General features: G+C 54.1%; 19 protein-coding genes. 12 read left to right on the top strand and 7 right to left on the bottom strand.

The genetic code is table 11. The annotated features are described in order from the left end of the window. The first annotated feature begins 200 nt into the window (after positions 1 to 200). Positions 201 to 1,034 (top strand): MurR/RpiR family transcriptional regulator, encoded by an 834-nt coding sequence (locus OGV82_RS05875; protein ID WP_047463948.1) that lies wholly within the window; start codon positions 201 to 203, stop codon positions 1,032 to 1,034. 126 nt (positions 1,035 to 1,160) lie between these two features. Here OGV82_RS05875 and OGV82_RS05870 read toward each other — a convergent pair whose 3' ends face one another. Both OGV82_RS05870 and OGV82_RS05865 read right to left on the bottom strand, forming a co-directional pair. Continuing rightward, positions 1,161 to 1,847 (bottom strand): RloB family protein, encoded by a 687-nt coding sequence (locus tag OGV82_RS05870; RefSeq protein ID WP_047461777.1) that lies wholly within the window; start codon positions 1,845 to 1,847, stop codon positions 1,161 to 1,163. A 15-nt stretch (positions 1,848 to 1,862) separates the two neighbouring features. Further along, the gene (locus OGV82_RS05865; protein WP_012134761.1) at positions 1,863 to 3,164 is read right to left on the bottom strand and encodes an AAA family ATPase; all 1,302 of its coding nucleotides are present in this window, start codon (positions 3,162 to 3,164) and stop codon (positions 1,863 to 1,865) included. A 273-nt stretch (positions 3,165 to 3,437) separates the two neighbouring features. Between OGV82_RS05865 and OGV82_RS05860 the strand changes: the two genes are divergently transcribed. Further along, complete coding sequence (locus OGV82_RS05860; RefSeq protein ID WP_012134762.1) at positions 3,438 to 3,794, top strand: KPN_00521 family repetitive protein; 357 nt, start codon at positions 3,438 to 3,440, stop codon at positions 3,792 to 3,794. 91 nt (positions 3,795 to 3,885) lie between these two features. Here OGV82_RS05860 and OGV82_RS05855 read toward each other — a convergent pair whose 3' ends face one another. Next, a complete protein-coding gene (locus tag OGV82_RS05855) occupies positions 3,886 to 5,298 on the bottom strand; it encodes a sensor histidine kinase (RefSeq protein WP_047461775.1) in 1,413 nt (470 codons plus the stop codon). Continuing rightward, positions 5,285 to 5,959: a transcriptional regulator TctD gene (gene tctD / locus OGV82_RS05850; RefSeq protein ID WP_012134764.1), complete on the bottom strand. Its 675-nt coding sequence runs from the start codon at positions 5,957 to 5,959 to the stop codon at positions 5,285 to 5,287. The genes OGV82_RS05855 and tctD overlap by 14 nt, the downstream gene beginning before the upstream one ends. A gap of 152 nt (positions 5,960 to 6,111) precedes the next feature. Here tctD and OGV82_RS05845 point away from each other — a divergent pair, with 152 nt between their 5' ends. From OGV82_RS05845 to OGV82_RS05835, 3 genes are read left to right on the top strand one after another with little or no spacing between them, the layout of a single operon-like run. After that, positions 6,112 to 7,089: a Bug family tripartite tricarboxylate transporter substrate binding protein gene (locus OGV82_RS05845; protein WP_012134765.1), complete on the top strand. Its 978-nt coding sequence runs from the start codon at positions 6,112 to 6,114 to the stop codon at positions 7,087 to 7,089. An 11-nt stretch (positions 7,090 to 7,100) separates the two neighbouring features. Then, positions 7,101 to 7,535: a tripartite tricarboxylate transporter TctB family protein gene (locus OGV82_RS05840; RefSeq protein ID WP_175479745.1), complete on the top strand. Its 435-nt coding sequence runs from the start codon at positions 7,101 to 7,103 to the stop codon at positions 7,533 to 7,535. A gap of 10 nt (positions 7,536 to 7,545) precedes the next feature. Then, positions 7,546 to 9,060 (top strand): tripartite tricarboxylate transporter permease, encoded by a 1,515-nt coding sequence (locus OGV82_RS05835; RefSeq protein ID WP_047461771.1) that lies wholly within the window; start codon positions 7,546 to 7,548, stop codon positions 9,058 to 9,060. Positions 9,061 to 9,096: 36 nt separating this feature from the next. Here OGV82_RS05835 and OGV82_RS05830 read toward each other — a convergent pair whose 3' ends face one another. After that, positions 9,097 to 10,572 (bottom strand): alpha/beta hydrolase, encoded by a 1,476-nt coding sequence (locus tag OGV82_RS05830; RefSeq protein WP_227657325.1) that lies wholly within the window; start codon positions 10,570 to 10,572, stop codon positions 9,097 to 9,099. 254 nt (positions 10,573 to 10,826) lie between these two features. Between OGV82_RS05830 and glaH the strand changes: the two genes are divergently transcribed. The 6 genes from glaH (at position 10,827) to csiR (ending at position 18,159) form a co-directional block, all read left to right on the top strand. Further along, positions 10,827 to 11,804 (top strand): glutarate dioxygenase GlaH, encoded by a 978-nt coding sequence (glaH, locus tag OGV82_RS05825; RefSeq protein ID WP_047461766.1) that lies wholly within the window; start codon positions 10,827 to 10,829, stop codon positions 11,802 to 11,804. Between the two features lie 27 nt (positions 11,805 to 11,831). Next, positions 11,832 to 13,100: an L-2-hydroxyglutarate dehydrogenase gene (lhgD, locus tag OGV82_RS05820; protein WP_047461764.1), complete on the top strand. Its 1,269-nt coding sequence runs from the start codon at positions 11,832 to 11,834 to the stop codon at positions 13,098 to 13,100. A gap of 23 nt (positions 13,101 to 13,123) precedes the next feature. After that, positions 13,124 to 14,572 (top strand): NADP-dependent succinate-semialdehyde dehydrogenase, encoded by a 1,449-nt coding sequence (gene gabD / locus OGV82_RS05815; RefSeq protein WP_047461762.1) that lies wholly within the window; start codon positions 13,124 to 13,126, stop codon positions 14,570 to 14,572. Between the two features lie 24 nt (positions 14,573 to 14,596). Then, entirely contained in the window at positions 14,597 to 15,880 is a 1,284-nt protein-coding gene (gene gabT / locus OGV82_RS05810) for a 4-aminobutyrate--2-oxoglutarate transaminase (RefSeq protein ID WP_047461760.1), read from the top strand. Between the two features lie 129 nt (positions 15,881 to 16,009). Beyond that, positions 16,010 to 17,410 (top strand): GABA permease, encoded by a 1,401-nt coding sequence (gabP, locus tag OGV82_RS05805; RefSeq protein WP_024130878.1) that lies wholly within the window; start codon positions 16,010 to 16,012, stop codon positions 17,408 to 17,410. A gap of 56 nt (positions 17,411 to 17,466) precedes the next feature. Further along, on the top strand, positions 17,467 to 18,159 hold the full coding sequence (csiR, locus tag OGV82_RS05800; protein ID WP_047461758.1) for a DNA-binding transcriptional regulator CsiR: 693 nt from the start codon (positions 17,467 to 17,469) through the stop codon (positions 18,157 to 18,159). A gap of 6 nt (positions 18,160 to 18,165) precedes the next feature. Here the strand turns inward: csiR and lysM are convergent, their stop codons facing one another. After that, the gene (gene lysM / locus OGV82_RS05795) at positions 18,166 to 18,615 is read right to left on the bottom strand and encodes a peptidoglycan-binding protein LysM (protein WP_012134776.1); all 450 of its coding nucleotides are present in this window, start codon (positions 18,613 to 18,615) and stop codon (positions 18,166 to 18,168) included. Positions 18,616 to 18,805: 190 nt separating this feature from the next. Here lysM and OGV82_RS05790 point away from each other — a divergent pair, with 190 nt between their 5' ends. After that, a complete protein-coding gene (locus OGV82_RS05790; protein WP_047461756.1) occupies positions 18,806 to 19,333 on the top strand; it encodes a rhodanese family protein in 528 nt (175 codons plus the stop codon). 107 nt (positions 19,334 to 19,440) lie between these two features. Here OGV82_RS05790 and stpA read toward each other — a convergent pair whose 3' ends face one another. Continuing rightward, complete coding sequence (gene stpA, locus OGV82_RS05785; protein WP_047463946.1) at positions 19,441 to 19,842, bottom strand: DNA-binding protein StpA; 402 nt, start codon at positions 19,840 to 19,842, stop codon at positions 19,441 to 19,443. Positions 19,843 to 20,340: the final 498 nt, after the last annotated feature.

Genomic DNA, 20,340 nt, shown 5'->3' with positions numbered 1-20,340 from the left:
CTGTTAATACGTGACTGTTACCCGAACACTGTATATGAAACAAACGTTCTATTTTAAGTTGAAATAAAATAAATATTGATTATTGTGATCAGGAATGGATTTTTATGTTAACAGGCTGCATCGCCGGGCCGGATGTATCGCTAACATTTAAAATGTACGGTTTTGCGTTTAGAATCAGAAAACTAAGTATGGGGGATAACATGACGACAGCATCCAGTCTGAGCGAGCTACAGCAGCAAATTCGCGACCGTTACGATAGTCTCAGTAAACGATTGCAGCAGGTGTCCCGCTATGTGCTGGATAACACTAACAGCGTAGCGTTCGATACCGTCGCCGTCATCGCCGAGCGGGCGGACGTGCCGCCATCGACGCTTATCCGTTTCGCCAACGCGTTTGACTTCACCGGTTTCAACGAAATGAAACAACTGTTTCGTATGAACCTGGTGGAAGAAACGGCCAGCTACAGCGATCGCGCGCGGCTGTTCAGAGAGATGGAGAGCGAATCCGTACCGGAAACGCCGTTAGACATCCTGCAAGAATTTGCCCGTTCGAATGCTCAGGCGCTGCAACAGCTGGCGTCGCGTACCGATCCCGACATGCTGCAACGCGCCGTTCAATTACTGGCGGAGGCCGATACGATTTATATCGCTGGCCTGCGGCGCTCTTTTAGCGTGGCCGCCTATCTGACTTACGCGCTCAGCCACCTTGAATGCCGCCCAATACTGCTTGATGGCATGGGGGGGATGCTGCGAGAGCAAATCAGCCGAATCAAGAGTCGCGATATCGTTATCTCCATCAGCTTTTCCCCTTACGCAGAAGAGACGGTCATGGTCAGCGAAACCGCAGCCAGCGTCGGCGCAAAGCAAATTGTCATTACCGACAGTCAGATAAGCCCACTGGCGACCTTCAGCGATCTCTGCTTTGTAGTCAAAGAAGCGCAGGTAGACGCTTTTCGCTCACAGTCCGCAACGCTTTGTCTGGTGCAGTCATTGGTTGTCGCTCTGGCTTACAGGCAGGGAAACAGTCATAAATAATCGTTAAGGCGTGGACGAAGATAATATTGCTTAAAATAGCGTTATTTTTTGATCATGCGTTAATTCAAAATGCCCCTTTACAGGGGCACAAACGCAATGCTTTTCGTGTGCAGTGTTACTCTTTATTTATCTTTTCGCTGGCGCGAAAACTTTTTCATGTAAATCCAGATATAACTCATCAATCTGCGTAAACGGATTGATACAATCGTTCTTCTCAAGCCATGCTCTGAGCCTGGCGCTTTCCTCACACGCCTTAAGACCATTTTGCTTTATTAGGCTATAGAGTCCATTATACTTTTCGCTATAATCTTTCAAATGCGTATTTTTAAGGTATTCCTTGCAGTTCTGTGCCGCGCTTTTATTTGCTTTAACAAATGGCCGTCTTAACACTTCATAATGGAGTAAAAACCAGACCTCGATGCAGGGATCAGAACGCAGGATCTTCGCCTGAGGATACCGGTCGCCACCAAGGGACTTTTTACGCCGTGAAAAAGTATGTTCTTTTAACATACTGGATGCCAGGTCAATATCTTTCCCAAACTCATCCGTATCAATTAGGCAATAAATCAGCTCAAATTCAAGATCCTGCTCATAAAGATCAATGGCGGTGCGTACAACGCTACTTGGGTTTGAATGGCGCCCAGGTTCAATATAAACGTCTGTATTCGCTATTTTAAGGTCTTTAACCATATCCTTAAAATAGGTTGGTTCGGTCTCCGTACCTTCGCAAACGATCAGGGTTTTCTTACGCTCAGATTTAACTTTACCGCTGCCTCGTTTTTTCAATGCAGAAGGAGAAATTAACTCTTTCATTTTCCTGGCCATCATTCACCCCAAAAAAGGAACGCCACCAAATTTACCCAAATCCCAGCCTTTTATAATAGAGTCCTCAAACCTGGGGGCAAAATCGCTCAGTGGATAAAGCACGGTTTCAAGCTCGCTATTTTTCTCCAGGAACCATATTTGATCCCGTCTGACGAGTTTTTCCGTATCTAATAGAACGTTTGAATGCGTTGTGAGAATCAGCTGCAAAAGACGTTCAGAGTGTTTGACCATTAACTCAAAAATCGCTCTGACGATATAAGGGTGGAGCGATGATTCAAACTCATCAAGAACCAGTACGCTTTTTTCACCGGCCTCACAGCACAGTAAAAGAATGCCTGATAGATCGAATAACTTCTTCGTTCCCGAAGATAATCTTTCATAAGGGATGTTTTTCTTGATACCGCTGGACGTCGTATGTTCTAAAACAATTTGAAAACCGACATCGCTCAATATCATTTTTTTCATTTCTTCTGGCATCTCATCAGGTAACGTCACATTCTTTTTCGTTACCGAAATATCAGAAATAGAAAGATCAAACTTGTTTAAAAACTCAAGTATTTTATTTTTTTTCTGTTCATCGCCATCAGCCAGATCGTCTAAAAAAGAGTATCTGGATGCCATTCGGAAAACATCATCATTGCGATTACTGGATACAATTAAATCGCCTCTGAACCAGTTAATAAACTCATCCAGTTGTGAGACATCATAAGCATGCAGAATGGATACGAATGGCGAGCGTTTGCTGTTATTGGCTTTTTCTATCGCCACTTCATACGTTTTTTTATCTATCTGCAACGATGGGCAGTAGTATTCGAACTCATTGGTTTCAGCATTATATACTCTGGAGATAATCGTCTTTGGTCTTACCCCTTTTTTTGAGTAAACCCATAAACCTTCAGCTTCTATCGCGTCTGTACCGATAGATAACGTATACTGATATCGTTCACCGGTCGTGCCGATAAAACTGATCTCAAAATCAGTAGGCGCGGTTAACTGTTCCTCATCAAAAATAAATTTAGGTATTTCTCTGTCGATAAACCGCGTTCTTATTGAATCATTCTGTGAACTATCAGCAAACCCTCTAAGGATATAGGATTGCAGAAAATCTAAAGCTTCAACAAAACTACTTTTGCCTGCGCCGTTAGCACCATAAATTACTGCGACCTTATTAATCAGCAGATCATCAAAATGCTCAGCTGTTGCCGTCGTCTCTGGATGCTCTTTATAAGATTTTTTAGCAGCCATCGATAAAGTTTGTTTTTGGCTAAAAACTTTAAAATTCTGCACTGAAAATTCAATAAGCATTTATAACTCCTTTTTTTGTGAAAAAATCACAAATTTTCCGGTTAAAGCCTATCACGCAACCTTCCCGATTGCCAGATCAACGTTGTCTGATTGTCAACCCATATGACCGCTTATCACGGCAGTTTCTACAATATTCACAACCCCCTACGGAGCCCCCGTCTCTCCCACATCCAGACCTCATTGATTCAATTACAGTTTATTCCTAAAGCCACCGCCTTTCTGCCGTGTCATGCTTAACCACGCATATAACTGATAACGTTAAGCGAGGTTCTTATGAAAAAAACAATGATCGCCTTATCTGCACTTCTGCTGGCTTCCCCTGTTTTTGCTGCGACCACACACGCGACCGATAACGACGTTGCAGCCGCTCATGAAAGCGCAAATACCGCCAAAGAGAAGCTGCACCAGGCGCAGAATCAGGGTGAAGAGCTGAAACTGAAATCTGAACATGCCGCTGAAGGTAAAAGCGACAACCTGAGCAGTAAAGTGAGTGAAGGCTCGCAGAAGGCCTGGAATAAGACCAAAGAAGGCACCGAAAAAGGCTGGAATGCCACGAAAGAAGGTGCTGAGAAAGGCTGGAACAAAACCAAAGAAGGCGCAGCAGAACTTGAGAAAAAAGTCAGCGAATAATTTTGCCTGACATGAGAAAAAAGCCGCTAATGCGGCTTTTTTTATTCCCGCGAATCACCCTTTATCCGGCCTGCGGTGGTGACCTTTTTATTTACTGCGCCGTCGTTAAAAACCGTACCCGCACACGCAGACCGCCCAGCGTTTCACTGCGCGACAGCTGTGGATGGGTACGGTGCAGGCGGGCAATGTCGTTAACCAGCGCCAGACCGATCCCCGCCCCGCTCTCATTCCCCACGTTAGCAAGCCGATGAAACGGCATCAGCGCCTGCGGGATCTGCTCAGCGTCAATCCCTGGCCCATTGTCTTCCACCACCAGCACAACAGCCTCGCCATCCCGCAATAGCCGTGCCGTTACCGTTCCCTGCGACGGCGTATATTTCAGCGCATTATCCAGCAAATTCGCGCACAGCTCGCCGAGCAAAACGTCATCCCCTTCAATCCACACCGCCTCTTGCTCACCTTCATACCCCAGATCGATAGCCTTGCTGCGCGCCTGCGCCAGACGGCTAAAACAGCTCATCTGCACCACCTCATACAGATTAACCGGCAAGAACTGTCGCTCCCCCTGCTCTTTACGTTTCACCGCCGACAGTTGCAACAGCCGCTCCGTCAGCAAAATCGTGCTATCCAGCGTCGCGCTCATCGCCCGCAAACTTTCGTGCCACTGCTGCGGCTGTTGACTGGCTAACGCCACCGCCGCCTGCGTTTTCAACACGGCCAGCGGCGTTTTTAACTGATGGGACGCATCGGCGCTAAAGCGTTCCTGACGGGAGATCAGCGCGCGCAGGCGATCAATGTAGCGGTTAAAGGCGACGATCAGCAGCCGGGTCTCTGACCAGGGCAACAGTTCCGGCAAGGGCGTCAGCAGGCCCGGTTCACGACGCACCATCAGCGAGGAGAGCTGGCGCATCGGCTTCAGAATGCGTCGCAGCAGCCAACCAACGAGAATCAATGTCAGCAGCACCAGCAGCCCTTGCGACACCCATGAGGAGAACAGCAGTTGCCCGGCCAGATAGCGCCGGGACTGTAGCGTCTCGGCAACGTAGATCTCCGCCATCCCGAATATCGCCCCTTCATTTACCGGCTGGAGCAGACGCGCCACGCGGATCGCCTGTCCGCGATACTGGGTGTGATAAAACCACGCCAGCGCCGGGTAGAGCCGGGTTCGCGAGGTGGAAGGCGGCATCGCGGGCAGATCGTCATAACCGGAGATCACCTTGCCGCCCGGGTCCACGACTTTGTAATAGAGACGGTCGTTCATGTTGAGTTCAAAGCTGTCGAGCACCACCCAGGGGACATTCACCTCCAGTTTGTCGTGGCGCACTACCAGCCGTTCCGCCACCGTTCTCGCAGAAGAGAGCAGCGTCCTGTCGTAGGCCTGCGTCGCGGCCTGTAGCGCGCTAACGTAGCTGTTAAATGCCGACAATCCCCACAGCAACACCAGCGGCAATCCGAGGAACAGCAACAGTTGCAGGTACAGCGACTGGGGTTTAGCCCACCTCATCGCCGCACTCCAGCACGTAACCCAGCCCACGCAGGGTGGTGATCCGCACGTTACTGCCCTGCAATTTTTTCCGCAGACGATGGATATAGAGTTCGATGCTCTCCGGGCTGACCTCATCGCTCAGGCTGAAGACCTGTTCAAACAGCTGCTGGCGCGACACCGGTCGCGTTCTGCGGTACATCAATACCGTCAGCAACGCCTGCTCACGCGGGGTCAGCGCCAGCGGCTGCGCCTGAAGCAAAAAGTAACCTTCATCGTGAAACGCCAGATCGCCAAGCTGCTGTAACTCCTGCACCTGACCTGCGCTGCGCCGCAGTAATGCCCGCAGCCGCGCATCAAGTTCTTCAATCTCAAACGGTTTTGGCAGATAGTCATCCGCTCCGACGTTCAGCCCTTTCACCCGATCCGCCACCGCGCTGCGCGCCGTCAGCAGCAGCACTGGCAGCGTTTGTCCACGCTTGCGCAGGCGCTGCACCACTTCCAGTCCGTCCAGCCCCGGCATGTTGATGTCGAGCACCGCCAGCGCATAGGTTTCAGTGTGCAGAAGATGATCGGCCGCCTGGCCATCAAATACGCAGTCCACGGCAAAACCGTTCTGCACCAGCGCTTTTTCCAGCCAGTGAGCCAGTTCACGGTTATCTTCCGCTAATAAGAGACGCATATCACATCCTGTAAAGTTTCTGCCGCATTGAAAGGGAATTGAAAGGTTATTGTTTTAACAATCACGCAACCGAACTGCTACATGTCGGCTCACATAATCACAAAAATCTTCTTCCGTATCTGAAAACTCGGACGTCCGCGTGAGGATAAACAATGAAAAAACAATTACTTCGTGCCCTTACTGCCAGCGTTTTACTGATGAGCACCGCTGTGCTGGCGCAGGACGCGCCGTCGCGTACTGAGTGTATCGCCCCGGCCAAACCCGGCGGCGGGTTTGACCTCACCTGTAAGCTAATTCAGGTGAGCATGATGGAAACCGGCGCTATCGAAAAACCGATGCGCGTCACCTACATGCCGGGCGGCGTCGGCGCGGTCGCCTATAACGCTATCGTCGCCCAGCGTCCTGGCGAACCGGGGACGGTCGTCGCCTTCTCCGGCGGCTCGCTGCTTAATCTGTCGCAGGGGAAATTTGGTCGTTACGGCGTGGATGACGTGCGCTGGCTGGCGAGCGCCGGTACTGATTACGGCATGATCGCCGTGCGCGCCGACTCCCCGTGGAAGTCGCTAAAAGATCTGCTCGCCGCGATGGAGAAAAATCCTGACAGCGTGGTGATTGGCGCTGGCGCATCGATTGGCAGCCAGGACTGGATGAAGTCGGCGCTGCTGGCGCAAAAGGCCAATGTCGATCCGCACAAGATGCGCTACGTGGCGTTTGAAGGCGGCGGCGAACCGGTCACTGCGCTGATGGGCAACCATGTGCAGGTGGTTTCCGGCGATCTCAGTGAAATGGTGCCTTACCTGAGCGGCGATAAAATTCGCGTGCTGGCGGTATTTTCTGAAGAACGCCTGCCGGGTCAGTTAGCCAACGTCCCGACCGCCAAAGAGCAAGGATACGACCTGGTCTGGCCGATCATTCGCGGCTTCTACGTGGGGCCAAAAGTCAGCGATGCCGACTACCAGTGGTGGGTAGAGACCTTCCAAAAGCTCCAGCAGACCGACGAGTTTAAAAAGCAGCGTGAGTTGCGCGGCCTGTTTGCATTCGACATGACCGGCAAGCAGCTTGACGACTACGTCAAAAAGCAGGTCGCCGATTACCGCGAGCAGGCGAAAGCCTTCGGCCTCGCAAAATAAACCTGGAGGCAATCATGAGCGATCGTATTTTTGCAGGTATCTGGCTGTTGCTCTGCGTTGCCGGGCTGTTCATCGCCTGGCAGATTCAGAGTGAATACAGCTACGAACCGGTCGGCCCTCGCCCGTTTCCGCTGGGCATTATCGGTCTGATGGCGCTCTGCGCGCTGGCGCTGTTATTGCGTCATCCCGATACCGTTAGCTGGCCTCACCACCATGTGCTGCAAAAGCTGCTCACGATGGTGATTGTCCTGCTGATGTACGCCTGGGGATTTGAGTGGCTGGGCTTCCCGATTGCCACCGCCATTCTCACCCTGGTCATCGGCATTCTGTTCGGCGCAACAATCCCGGCTGCGGGTATTTCCGGCGCGGTTCTCGGCATCCTGCTGTGGTATGCCTTCGACCGTCTGCTTGACGTCACCTTACCTCTCGGCGCCTGGCTGAGTTAACGGAGAAACGATGGATACCTGGATATATCTTTCTCAGGGTTTTGCGGTGGCAATGACGCCGGAAAACTTGGTGATCGCGCTGATCGGCTGCTTCGTCGGCACCATTGTCGGCCTGCTGCCGGGTCTTGGCCCGATTAACGGCGTGGCGATTTTACTGCCGCTGGCTTTCGCCCTGCATCTGCCTGCGGAGTCCGCGCTGATCCTGCTGGCTACGGTTTATATCGGCTGTGAATACGGCGGGCGTATTTCGTCGATTCTGCTCAACGTGCCCGGCGATGCGGCGGCGATCATGACCGCGCTCGACGGTTATCCGATGGCGCAACAGGGGCGCGGCGGCGTCGCGCTTTCCATCTCGGCGGTCAGTTCGTTTTTTGGATCGCTTATCGCCATCGGCGGGATCATCCTGTTCGCGCCGTTGCTGGCGCAATGGTCGCTGGCGTTTGGCCCGGCGGAATACTTTGCGCTGATGGTCTTTGCCATCGCCTGCCTCGGCAGCATGATGGCGCAAAATCCACTGAAATCATTTCTGGCAGCGCTGATCGGTCTGGGTCTGGCAACCGTCGGCGTAGACGCCAACACCGGGGTTTATCGCTTTACTTTTGACAGCGTACATCTCTCCGACGGTGTGCAGTTCATCGTGGTGGTGATCGGTTTGTTCTCTGTCTCAGAAATTCTATTAATGCTGGAACATACCAGCAGCGGCCAGAAACTGGTACGCAAAACCGGGCGCATGTTGTTTAACGCCAAAGAAGGGGCGCAGTGCGTGGGCGCAACGTTACGCTCATCGGTGATTGGCTTCTTCGTCGGCGTGCTGCCGGGCGCAGGCGCCACCATCGCCAGCGCCATCACCTACATGACCGAGAAGAAGATCAGCGGCAACAGCGACAACTTCGGTAAAGGCGATATCCGTGGCGTGGCGGCACCGGAAGCCGCGAACAACGCGTCGGCCTGCGGTTCATTCATCCCCATGCTGACCCTCGGCGTACCGGGTTCCGGCACCACGGCGGTAATGATGGGAGCGCTGACGCTGTATAACATCACGCCAGGGCCTGCGATGTTCACCGAACAGCCGGATATCGTCTGGGGTCTGATCGCCGCGCTGCTGATCGCCAACGTGATGCTGCTGGTCATGAACATCCCGCTGATTGGCATGTTCACCCGCATGCTGACCATCCCGCTGTGGTTCCTTGTCCCGGCGATTGCCGCCGTGTCTGCGGTCGGCGTGTACGCGGTACACAGCACTACGTTCGATCTGGTGCTGATGGTGGCGCTCGGCATACTGGGCTACATTCTGCGCAAAATGCACTTCCCCATGTCGCCGCTGATCCTCGGCTTTGTGCTGGGCGAAATGCTGGAGCAGAACCTGCGCCGCGCGCTCTCTATCAGCAACGGCAATATGGCGATTTTATGGGAGAGCGGTGTGACGAAAGCGCTGCTGACGATGGCGATAGCGGTGATTGTCATCCCGCCGCTGCTGCGCCTTATTCGCAAGCGCAACAGCAAGCCGCAGGTGGATATCGGCTAACGGATTGCCGGATGGTGTTGCGCCATCCGGCAATCATCACTGTCGCGCCTCAATCCGCTGTAGCATATACGGGAAGAAAGGATTCGACGTCACGCGCATCAGCGTATCCAGCCCCACCGCCAGCGTGGACGTTTCCCCGCGCAGCGCGATAGTCCCGATACTGATTCCATAGCGGTTCAGTTCGTCCGGTTGCAGACCATACAGCGAATCGCTGAGCGGAAACGGCACCGCCACATGCGACAGCGAATACATCTCCTGCGGCCAGGCCAACGGTAACGGCTGAACCTGCTCCACATGCTCCCCGGCCGGGGTATCGCGCGCCACGACATTCAGCGTTTCCGGCGTCGCATTCGTGATAATTGTCGTGCGATAGTTGCGCGGCGCAGGCGGTAACAACTGAGTAATGGCGGTATACGATGAGGTGCGCAACAGCGGACGCAGACTGGCGGCCTGATTGATATCGAACAACACCAGCTCACTGCCGTTATTGCCCAGCCAGCGATAGAACGACGCCACCACCGCACGGGTGCTCACCGTGGAATCCATAATTGACTGGAAGGTCAACACCGGCGGCAGTTCGTTAAGGCGGGAGCTTCGCGCATCCCGCGAAATCTGCTGTTGTAATGCTTTTGTCAGCAGATAAGACTGACGCGCGGCGTTAACCGGAAACGAGTTATATTTGAACGGATTATATTCTGGCGTGACGTTCAACCACGCCGCTTTGGCAAACGCTGGAAAGAGCGCAGGTAAACCCGCCAGTCCGGCAAAACGGGCGAATGCCGTCACGCCGATCATCGGCGACAGCAGGATAAGCTGCTGAGGACGCCGCAACGTGTTGTCTTCCAGCGCGTCCAGCGTGTACTTGAGCGCCAGCGCCCCACCGTTTGAGTAGCCCACCAGATGCAACGGCACATCTCGCCCCGCAAGCCGCGTCGCTTCCCGAACCGCCAGCCGCGAGGCGGCAAGCCACTGTTCCCACTCCACCGCCGTTAACGCGCCGGGCGCAGTGCCGTGCCCAGGCAGACGCGGCACAACGGCGATAAAGCCACGCTGCTGATAATCCTTAGCAACGTATTTCATGCTGTAGGGCGAATCCGTTAAGCCATGCAGTAACACGGCGACGCCACGCGGTTTACCCTGCGGCATGAGGACGTACGAGCGGTTGCCGTTAGGCGAAAACTGCGGCGGCCAGACCCGGCTGTTATGGTAAAAACGGTTGATGGGCGTCTGCTCATCCGGCTTCAGCTTATCCGTCACCCCGGTTTTCAGATGGCTAAACAGCGCCTCTTCCCGCGCCAGGTACTGCGAAAAAGTGGCCTTATCCAGCGCTTTGGCAGACATTTCGCTACCGGTCCAGGTATGCCAGAGATGAAGATCGGGCCCGCTTTCTGTCTGGTAAACCCGCACGCCAAGAAAAACGATCAGGACCACAAGCAGCGTCAACGCCACATGCCTGATGAGCGATGCCAGTCCGGTACTCATCCATTTAAGGCGTCGGAATAGATTTTTTATCAATGGCTTAATCCCTGTCTCCCGCTCATCTGCTATTTCACAAACAGAATCAGTTTAGGTTGCGGATGTAAATCCTGTCTCATTTCTTAATCCCTGATATTTATAATGTTAAATATTTGTTGTTTTTGATCACAAAAATTAAACAAATCGTCAGTTTTGTATGCGTTTATAAAAAATGTAGATATTTTTAGTTTATGGCTACGAAATGAGCATCGCCATGTCTCCCTGACCATTTACTGAGAGGATCGATTCTGATGAATGCACTGACCGCCGTAAAAACAAATGCTGATAGTGTCACCCGCAGCGACGCCGGATTTACCTTCGCCCCTTCCGTACAGTCGCCGCGTCTGCTGGAACTGACCTTTAGCGCAAAAACGACGGCGCAATTTTTGCAGCAGGTGGAACAGTGGCCGGTACAGGCGCTGGAATACAAATCCTTTTTACGTTTTAAGGTCGGTCAGATCCTCGACGCCTTATGTGGCAACCAGCTACAGCCGCTGCTTATTAAAACGCTGCTGAACCGCGCCGAAGGCGCACTGCTGATCAACGCCGAAGGGATCGACAACGTAGAACAGGCTGACGAGATGGTCAAGCTGGCGACGGCGGTGGCGCACCTTATCGGGCGCTCTAATTACGATGCGATGAGCGGCCAGTACTACGCGCGCTTTGTGGTGAAGAACGTCGATAATTCAGACAGCTACCTGCGACAACCGCACCGCGTGATGGAGCTGCATAACGACGGCACCTACGTTGAGGAAGTTACCGACTACGTGCTGATGATGAAAATCGACGAACAAAATATGGCGGGCGGAAATTCACTGTTGCTACACCTTGATGACTGGGAGCATCTGGAGCGCTTTTTCAGCCACCCGCTGGCGCTTCGCTCCATGCGTTTTGCCGCGCCGCCGAGCAAAAACGTCAGCCACGATGTTTATCATCCGGTATTTGACGTTGACCAGCAGGGGCGCCCGGTCATGCGCTATATCGACCAGTTCGTCCAGCCAAAAGATTTTGAAGAGGGCGTCTGGCTCAGCGATCTCTCCGATGCGCTGGAAACCAGCAAAAACATCCTCTCTGTTCCGGTGCCGGTCGGTAAATTCCTGTTGATTAACAACCTGTTCTGGCTGCACGGGCGCGATCGTTTTACGCCACACCCGGATCTGCGCCGTGAACTGATGCGCCAGCGCGGTTATTTCGCTTATTCCACCCGTTGCTACCAGACTCATCAATAAGCGCGGTCAGACGAAGGAATTAAGCGGATGTATGATTTTGTGATTATTGGCGGCGGCATTATCGGCATGTCGACCGCCATGCAGCTTATTGATGTGTATCCAGACGCCAGCATCGCCCTGCTGGAAAAAGAGTCCGAACCGGCCTGTCATCAGACGGGTCACAACAGCGGCGTGATCCATGCCGGGGTCTACTACACTCCCGGTAGCCTCAAAGCGCAGTTTTGCCTCGCCGGAAATCGCGCCACCAAAGCCTTTTGCGATCAAAACGGCATTCGCTACGACACCTGCGGAAAAATGCTGGTGGCGACATCCGAACTGGAAATGACGCGGATGCGGGCGCTGTGGGATCGCACGGCGGCAAACGGCCTGGAACGCGAGTGGTTAAGCGCGGCGGAACTGCGGGAGCGGGAGCCGAACATCACCGGTCTGGGCGGGATTTTTGTCCCCTCCAGCGGAATTGTCAGCTACCGGGACGTGACGGCGGCGATGGCGAAAATCTTCCAGGCCAAAGGCGGTGAGATTGTCTACAACGCGGAGGTCAGCGCGCTGAAGGAACATGCGGCGGGCGTGGTGATCACAACCCGGGGCGGGCAGATATACGAAGCCTCAACCCTGATTAGCTGTTCCGGGCTGATGGCCGACCGGCTGGTTAAAATGCTGGGGGTCGATCCCGGTTTTATCATCTGCCCGTTCCGTGGCGAATACTTCCGTCTGGCGTCGCAGCATAATCAAATCGTTAACCATTTGATCTATCCCATTCCCGATCCGGCGATGCCGTTTTTGGGCGTCCACCTCACCCGGATGATCGACGGCAGCGTTACCGTCGGGCCTAACGCCGTGCTGGCTTTTAAACGAGAAGGCTATCGGAAAGGCGATTTTTCATTATCCGATACGCTGGAAATTTTCGGTTCGTCCGGCATCCGCCGCGTGCTGCAAAACAATCTGCGCTCAGGGCTTGGCGAGATGAAGAACTCACTGTGCAAAAGCGGCTATCTGCGGCTGGTGCAAAAATATTGCCCCAGCCTGACCTTAAAAGATTTGCAGCCGTGGCCTGCGGGCGTGCGGGCACAGGCGGTGTCGCCGGATGGCAAGCTGATCGACGATTTCCTGTTTGTTACCACGCCACGATCCATTCACACCTGCAATGCGCCCTCTCCGGCGGCCACATCAGCCATTCCCATCGGGGCGCATATCGTCAGCAAAGTGCAGACGCTGCTGGCAAGCCAGAGCCATCCCGGACGCACGCTACGTGCGGCGCGTCGCGTGGACTCATTAAACGCCGCATTCACCCGTTAACCCTTTTAAGACAGGAAGCAATCATGCAACTTAACGATCCCACCTTGTTCCGCCAGCAGGCGTTTATCGAGGGACAATGGCGCGACGCCAGAAGCGGCGACACAATCGCCGTAACCAACCCAGCGAACGGCCAGCCGTTAGGCAGCGTACCGAAAATGGGGGCAGAAGAGACCCGCGAAGCCATTGACGCCGCTAACCGCGCGCTGCCCGCCTGGCGCGCACTCACCGCCAAAGCGCGGGCGAATATTCTGCGTCGCTGGTTCAATTTGATGATGGAGCACCAGGACGATCTCGCCCGCCTGATGACGCTGGAACAGGGGAAGCCGCTGGCGGAAGCAAAAGGAGAAATCAGCTATGCCGCCTCCTTTATTGAATGGTTTGCCGAAGAAGGTAAGCGTATCTATGGCGACACGATTCCAGGCCACCAGGCCGATAAGCGCCTGATCGTTATCAAGCAGCCGATTGGCGTCACCGCCGCCATCACGCCGTGGAATTTCCCCTCGGCGATGATTACCCGCAAAGCCGGCCCGGCGCTGGCGGCCGGTTGTACGATGGTTCTGAAACCCGCCAGCCAGACGCCGTTTTCCGCCCTGGCGCTGGCTGAACTGGCGAACCGCGCCGGGGTTCCCGCAGGCGTCTTTAACGTCGTCACCGGTTCTGCGGGAGCGGTCGGCAATGAACTGACCAGCAACCCGCTGGTGCGCAAACTGTCGTTTACCGGCTCAACCGAAATTGGCCGTCAGCTGATGGAACAGTGTGCGAAAGACATCAAAAAGGTGTCGCTGGAGCTGGGCGGCAACGCGCCGTTCATCGTCTTTGATGACGCCGATCTGGATAACGCCGTGGAAGGCGCGCTGGCCTCTAAGTTTCGCAATGCCGGGCAGACCTGCGTCTGCGCTAACCGCCTGTATGTGCAGGACGGCGTGTATGACCGCTTTGCGGAAAAACTCCAGCAGGCGGTGAGCAAGCTGCATCTCGGCGACGGCCTGCAAGCAGACGTCACCACCGGGCCGCTGATTGACGAAAAAGCGGTAGCCAAAGTGCAGGAGCACATCGCCGACGCGCTGGAGAAAGGCGCAAAAGTGCTCTGCGGCGGTAAGGCGCATGCGCTCGGCGGCAACTTCTTCCAGCCCACCATCCTGGTGGACGTCCCCAATAACGCGAAAGTGGCTAAAGAAGAGACGTTCGGCCCCCTCGCCCCGCTATTCCGCTTTAAAGATGAAGTGGACGCGATCGCGCAGGCGAACGATACCGAGTTCGGTCTGGCGGCCTATTTCTACGCCCGCGATTTAAGCCGCGTGTTTCGCGTCGGCGAAGCGCTGGAGTACGGCATTGTCGGCATCAACACCGGCATTATCTCCAACGAAGTCGCGCCATTCGGCGGGATTAAAGCCTCCGGTCTTGGCCGCGAAGGTTCTAAGTACGGCATCGAAGACTATTTAGAAATCAAATACATGTGTATCGGTCTTTAAAAAAACAATACTGGAGAACACCTGATGAGCAGCAATAAAGAATTAATGCATCGCCGCAGTAACGCCGTTCCTCGCGGCGTAGGACAGATCCACCCTATTTTTGCCGATCGCGCGGAAAACTGCCGGGTCTGGGATGTGGAAGGCCGCGAGTATCTCGATTTTGCAGGCGGTATTGCGGTGTTGAATACCGGGCACCTGCACCCGGAGATCGTCTCGGCGGTCGAAGCACAACTGAAAAAGCTGTCGCATACCTGTTTTCAGGTGCTCGCCTACGAGCCGTATCTGGAGCTGTGCGAACTCATGAACCAGAAGGTGCCAGGCGATTTCGCGAAGAAAACCCTGCTGGTGACTACCGGTTCCGAAGCGGTGGAAAACGCGGTGAAAATCGCCCGAGCGGCGACAAAGCGTAGCGGCGCCATCGCTTTTAGCGGCGCTTATCATGGCCGTACCCACTACACCCTGTCACTGACCGGAAAAGTCAATCCCTACTCTGCCGGAATGGGGCTGATGCCAGGCCACGTTTACCGCGCGCTCTACCCTTGCGCCCTGCACGGCATCAGTGATGATGACGCGATTGCCAGCATCCAGCGCATCTTTAAAAACGATGCCGCGCCGGAAGATATTGCCGCCATCATCATTGAACCGGTACAGGGAGAAGGCGGTTTTTATGCGGCCTCGCCCGCTTTTATGCAGCGTCTGCGCGCACTCTGCGACGAACACGGGATCATGCTCATTGCCGATGAAGTGCAAAGCGGCGCGGGGCGTACCGGTACGCTTTTCGCGATGGAGCAGACGGGCGTCGCCCCGGACCTCACCACCTTCGCCAAATCGATTGCCGGCGGCTTTCCGCTGGCGGGAGTAACCGGTCGCGCCGATGTGATGGACGCCATCCCGCCGGGCGGTCTGGGCGGCACCTACGCCGGTAATCCTCTCGCCTGCGCCGCCGCGCTGGCGGTACTGAACATTTTCGAGCAGGAAAACCTGCTGCAAAAAGCCAAAGACCTGGGGCAAACCCTGCGTAAAGGGCTGCTGAATATTGCTGAAACGCACCACGAGATTGGCGACGTGCGCGGCCCGGGAGCGATGATCGCCATTGAGCTGTTTGAAAATGGCGATCGCAGCAAACCGGACGCGAAGCTGACCGCCGACATCGTCGCCCGCGCCCGTGATAAAGGGCTGATCCTGCTCTCCTGCGGGCCGTACTACAACGTGCTGCGCATTCTGGTGCCGCTGACTATCGAAGAAGCGCAAATTCAGCAAGGGCTGGACATCATCGCCCAGTGTTTTGATGAGGCGAAGCAAGGTTAGGTCGTTGTAGGCCGGATAAGGCGCTTGCGCTGCCATCCGGCAATGTTGTGATGCCCGGCGGCGCTCCGCTTACCGGGCCTACGCATCAAGAGCAGCCAACAGCTTCAATAACAATAACGGGGTAAGAAGATGGGGCAATTGTCAGAATCACATGCTTTAGGTGGCGGACTGAAATCCCGCCACGTCACCATGCTGTCTATCGCCGGCGTCATTGGCGCCAGTCTGTTTGTCGGTTCCAGCGTCGCGATTGCGCAAGCCGGGCCTGCGGTACTGCTGGCTTACCTGTTTGCCGGGTTGCTGGTCGTTATGATTATGCGAATGCTGGCCGAAATGGCCGTCGCCACGCCGGATACCGGCTCTTTCTCAACTTATGCGGATAAAGCCATCGGCCCCTGGGCGGGCTACACCATCGGCTGGCTGTACTGGTGGTTCTGGGTGCTGGTTATCCCGCTGGAGGCCAATATTGCCGCCATCATCCTGCATTCATGGATACCGGGCGTCCCCATCTGGCTGTTCTCTCTGGCGATCACCATCGCATTAACCGGCAGTAATTTGCTGAGCGTCAAAAATTACGGCGAGTTCGAATTCTGGCTGGCGCTGTGCAAAGTGATTGCCATTCTGGCGTTTATCGCGCTGGGCGCGGCGGCAATTAGCGGCTTTTATCCCTACGCAGACGTGAGCGGCGTTTCACGCCTGTGGGATCACGGCGGCTTTATGCCCAATGGCTTCGGCGCGGTACTGAGCGCGATGCTGATCACCATGTTCTCGTTTATGGGCGCAGAGATTGTCACGATTGCCGCCGCCGAGTCCGACACGCCGGATAAGCATATCGTGCGCGCCACCAACTCGGTGATCTGGCGTATTTCAATCTTCTACCTGTGCTCTATTTTCGTGGTGGTCGCGCTCATCCCGTGGAACATGCCGGGACTCAAAGACGTTGGTTCCTACCGTTCGGTACTGGAATTGCTGAATATTCCTTATGCCAAAGCGATCATGGACTGCGTGATTTTATTGTCAGTCACCAGTTGCCTGAATTCCGCGCTGTATACGGCGTCGAGAATGCTCTACTCCCTCAGCCGTCGTGGCGATGCGCCCGCCGTTATGGGCAAACTCAACCGCAGCAGGACGCCGTATGTGGCGGTGCTGTTATCCACAGGGGCGGCATTTCTCACGGTGGTGGTAAATTATTACGCCCCGGCGAAAGTGTTTAAATTCCTGATCGACAGCTCCGGCGCGATCGCCCTGCTCGTCTACCTGGTGATTGCGGTTTCCCAGCTCAGAATGCGGAAAATCCTGCTGGCGGAAGGGAGCGAAATTAAGCTGAAAATGTGGCTCTATCCGTGGCTGACCTGGCTGGTTATCGCTTTTATCTGCTTTGTGCTGGTGGTGATGCTATTCCGACCGGCGCAACAGCTGGAGGTGATTTCTACCGGGCTGTTAGGACTGGGGATCATTTGCACCGTGCCGATTATGTCCCGCTGGAAAAAACTGGTATTGTGGCAAAAAACGCCGTTGCAAAATACGCGTTAGACCTGTGTCCCGGCGCGCACCGGGATATCAGCCCAATGCTATTCAGGAGTTGTACCATGACCGCCTCTGCCCAACCGACGGCCATAGATGGATACCGATGGCTCAAAAACGATATTATTCGCGGCGTTTATCAGCCCGATGAGAAGCTGCGCATGAGTCTGTTAACATCACGCTATGAGTTAGGCGTGGGGCCGTTGCGGGAAGCGCTTTCTCAACTGGTGGCGGAACGGCTGGTCACGGTGGTGAACCAGAAAGGCTATCGCGTGGCGTCAATGTCGGAGCAGGAATTGCTCGATATTTTCGATGCCCGCGCCAATATGGAAGCCATGCTGGTGCAACTGGCTATTGAGCGTGGCGGCGATGAGTGGGAAGCCGATATTCTCGCCAGGGCGCATATGCTCAACAAACTGGAATCGAGCGATGCCAGCGAACGTATGCTGGATGAGTGGGATCAGCGCCATCAGGCATTTCATACGGCCATTGTTGCCGGTTGCGGTTCACATTATCTGCTGCAAATGCGCGAGCGACTTTTCGATCTGGCGGCACGCTACCGTTTTATCTGGCTGCGCAAAACGGTTCTGTCCGTTGAAATGCTCGAAGATAAACATATTCAGCATCGGGCGCTTATGGAGGCTATTCTGGCGCGCGATGCCGCACGCGCCAGCGAATTAATGCGCCAGCATTTACTGACGCCAATTCCGATTATTCAACAGGCGATGGCCGGTAAACTTCAGCAGGAACAGAGCTGAGTCCGGTTACTCTTCCGGGATACGTAAAACCTGCCCGGGATATATTTTATCCGGGCTTTTCAGCATCGGCTTATTCGCTTCAAAGATTTTGTTGTACAGATTGGCATTACCGTAAACCTGTTTTGAAATAGCGCTCAACGTGTCGCCTGATTTCACCGTATAAAATTGACTCTCCGCCGCAGGCGCTGACGTTTTAACCTGATCTTCCACACTGCCGATCCCGGAAATATTCCCGATCGCAATGAGGATTTTTTCTTTCGCTTCCTGACTTAAACCGTCGCCCGTTACCGTCGCTTTACCGTCCGTCACCTGCACATTGACTTTATCGGCATCAGGAATACCGGTTTTGTTTAAGTGTTCCTGCACCTTTTTCGCCAGATCATCTTTATCATGATTTCCGGTTACGGCATCCCAGAGCTTTTCGCCCGCATCTTTCACAAAATTGAAGAGACCCATATTTACCTCGGTTGTACACAATAGACACCCAGAGAGTGTAGCAGAGGGAAGCGGCTTAACAGGGAAACGGCATGACATATTGCTGGCGCAAACTGTAAGGCGAACAAGACATTCCTCATTTACACCCTTTACGCTGCCAGGAAGCTGATTTACGCTGCTAAATACACCGTATTGTCCACCAGGAGAAACCATGACAACCGGGACGATTTCCCCGCGCGAAGCACAGGCGCTGATAGCACAAGGGGCAACGCTGATTGATATCCGTGACGCCGATGAATACCTGCGCGAACATATTCCCGACGCGCAGCTGGCGCCGCTCTCCACGCTTGAGCACGGCGCTTTTCCGGCGGCGTTACGGGCTGAACGCATCATCTTTCACTGTCAGTCAGGCAGGCGTACCAGCGGCAATGCCGCAACGCTCCAGGCGGTCGCCGCCCCCGCAGAAGTCTGGCTGCTGGAGGGGGGAATCGAAGGCTGGAAAGCTGCGGGCCTGCCCGTGGCGGAAGATAAGTCTCAGCCGCTGCCGCTGATGCGTCAGGTGCAAATTGCCGCCGGAGGGCTGGTTCTACTGGGCGTTGCGCTGGGTTACACCGTCAGTAGCGGTTTCTTCCTGATCAGCGGCTTTGTTGGCGCCGGGTTAATGCTGGCGGGATTCACGGGTTTCTGCGGCATGGCGCGACTGCTCGAAAAGATGCCCTGGAACCGGCGAACACATTAAGCGGTAGCGCCAGAATCGCCGCAGTCACCGGCGGGCCGGGTGGTTTGTACTGACCAGGTTGATATCAGCCGGATAAGCACCGTCTCATCCGGCAAAATACCGCGAAATTAGATCAGAAAATCATCCAGAGATTTCCCCGCCGCCAGCGCCTGGGCAATCGGCTTAGGCGTACGCCCCTGACCAGTCCATGTTTTCGTCTCACCATCAAAATCGGTAAAACGATATTTCGCCGGGCGCGGCTGACGTTTTTTACCTGAACGCGGCGTTGCCGCCCCCATATTTAATAAGTCTTCTGGACTGATGCCGTCGGCTTTCATCATCTCCAGAAAGGTATTAATTTTCTCTTGCTGTTCAGCGCGCAGACGCTGTTGCTCTTCTTCTTCTTCGCGTCTTTCTTTAGTGACAACCCTGAATTTTTCGAGCATTTCTTCAAGAACGTCAATGGAGAATTCGCGGGCCATTGCGCGCAGTGTACGGATATTATTTAAATTCTGTAACATCAAAGTCATAACAATAAAACCTTTTAACGCAGGGGAAAACAAGTATTACGCCAGAAAGTATATTCGATTATTGATTATATTTCCAGAGAGTGGGATATACAGCAATATCTGGCCTGCACACCGCCGCTTATATTTATTCGCCTTCGCCGTTATATATTCAGCCTGAATAACGCACGCCTGCGAAATTAAAAAAGCGGCCCCTCCCTGGCGTACACAACAGCAGCCGTCGATGCCCTTTCGCTCCCGCCTCGCTTGCGCAAAACGCCGAAAAAACCAATAAAAGTTAAGCCATTGATTTGGAAAACATTAGTCACGGCGGACAACGAAAATCCCGAAACGAACAAAAAACAGACACCGGCAGAGTATTTTATCGACAAAAAGGCAATAAATAAAAATTTTACACTAGTTGCTAGTTATTATGTAGAGATATACGCTATGCATTAGCGAAAGCACTACGCTAAATCACTACAACCACACGTTCAATGGCGATTTTTACCCTTTTACAAG

The sequence above is a fragment of the Citrobacter sp. CK191 genome (assembly GCF_030333435.1).
Classification (GTDB): domain Bacteria; phylum Pseudomonadota; class Gammaproteobacteria; order Enterobacterales; family Enterobacteriaceae; genus Citrobacter_B; species Citrobacter_B koseri.
This window is presented reverse-complemented; position numbering and strand designations above follow the sequence as displayed.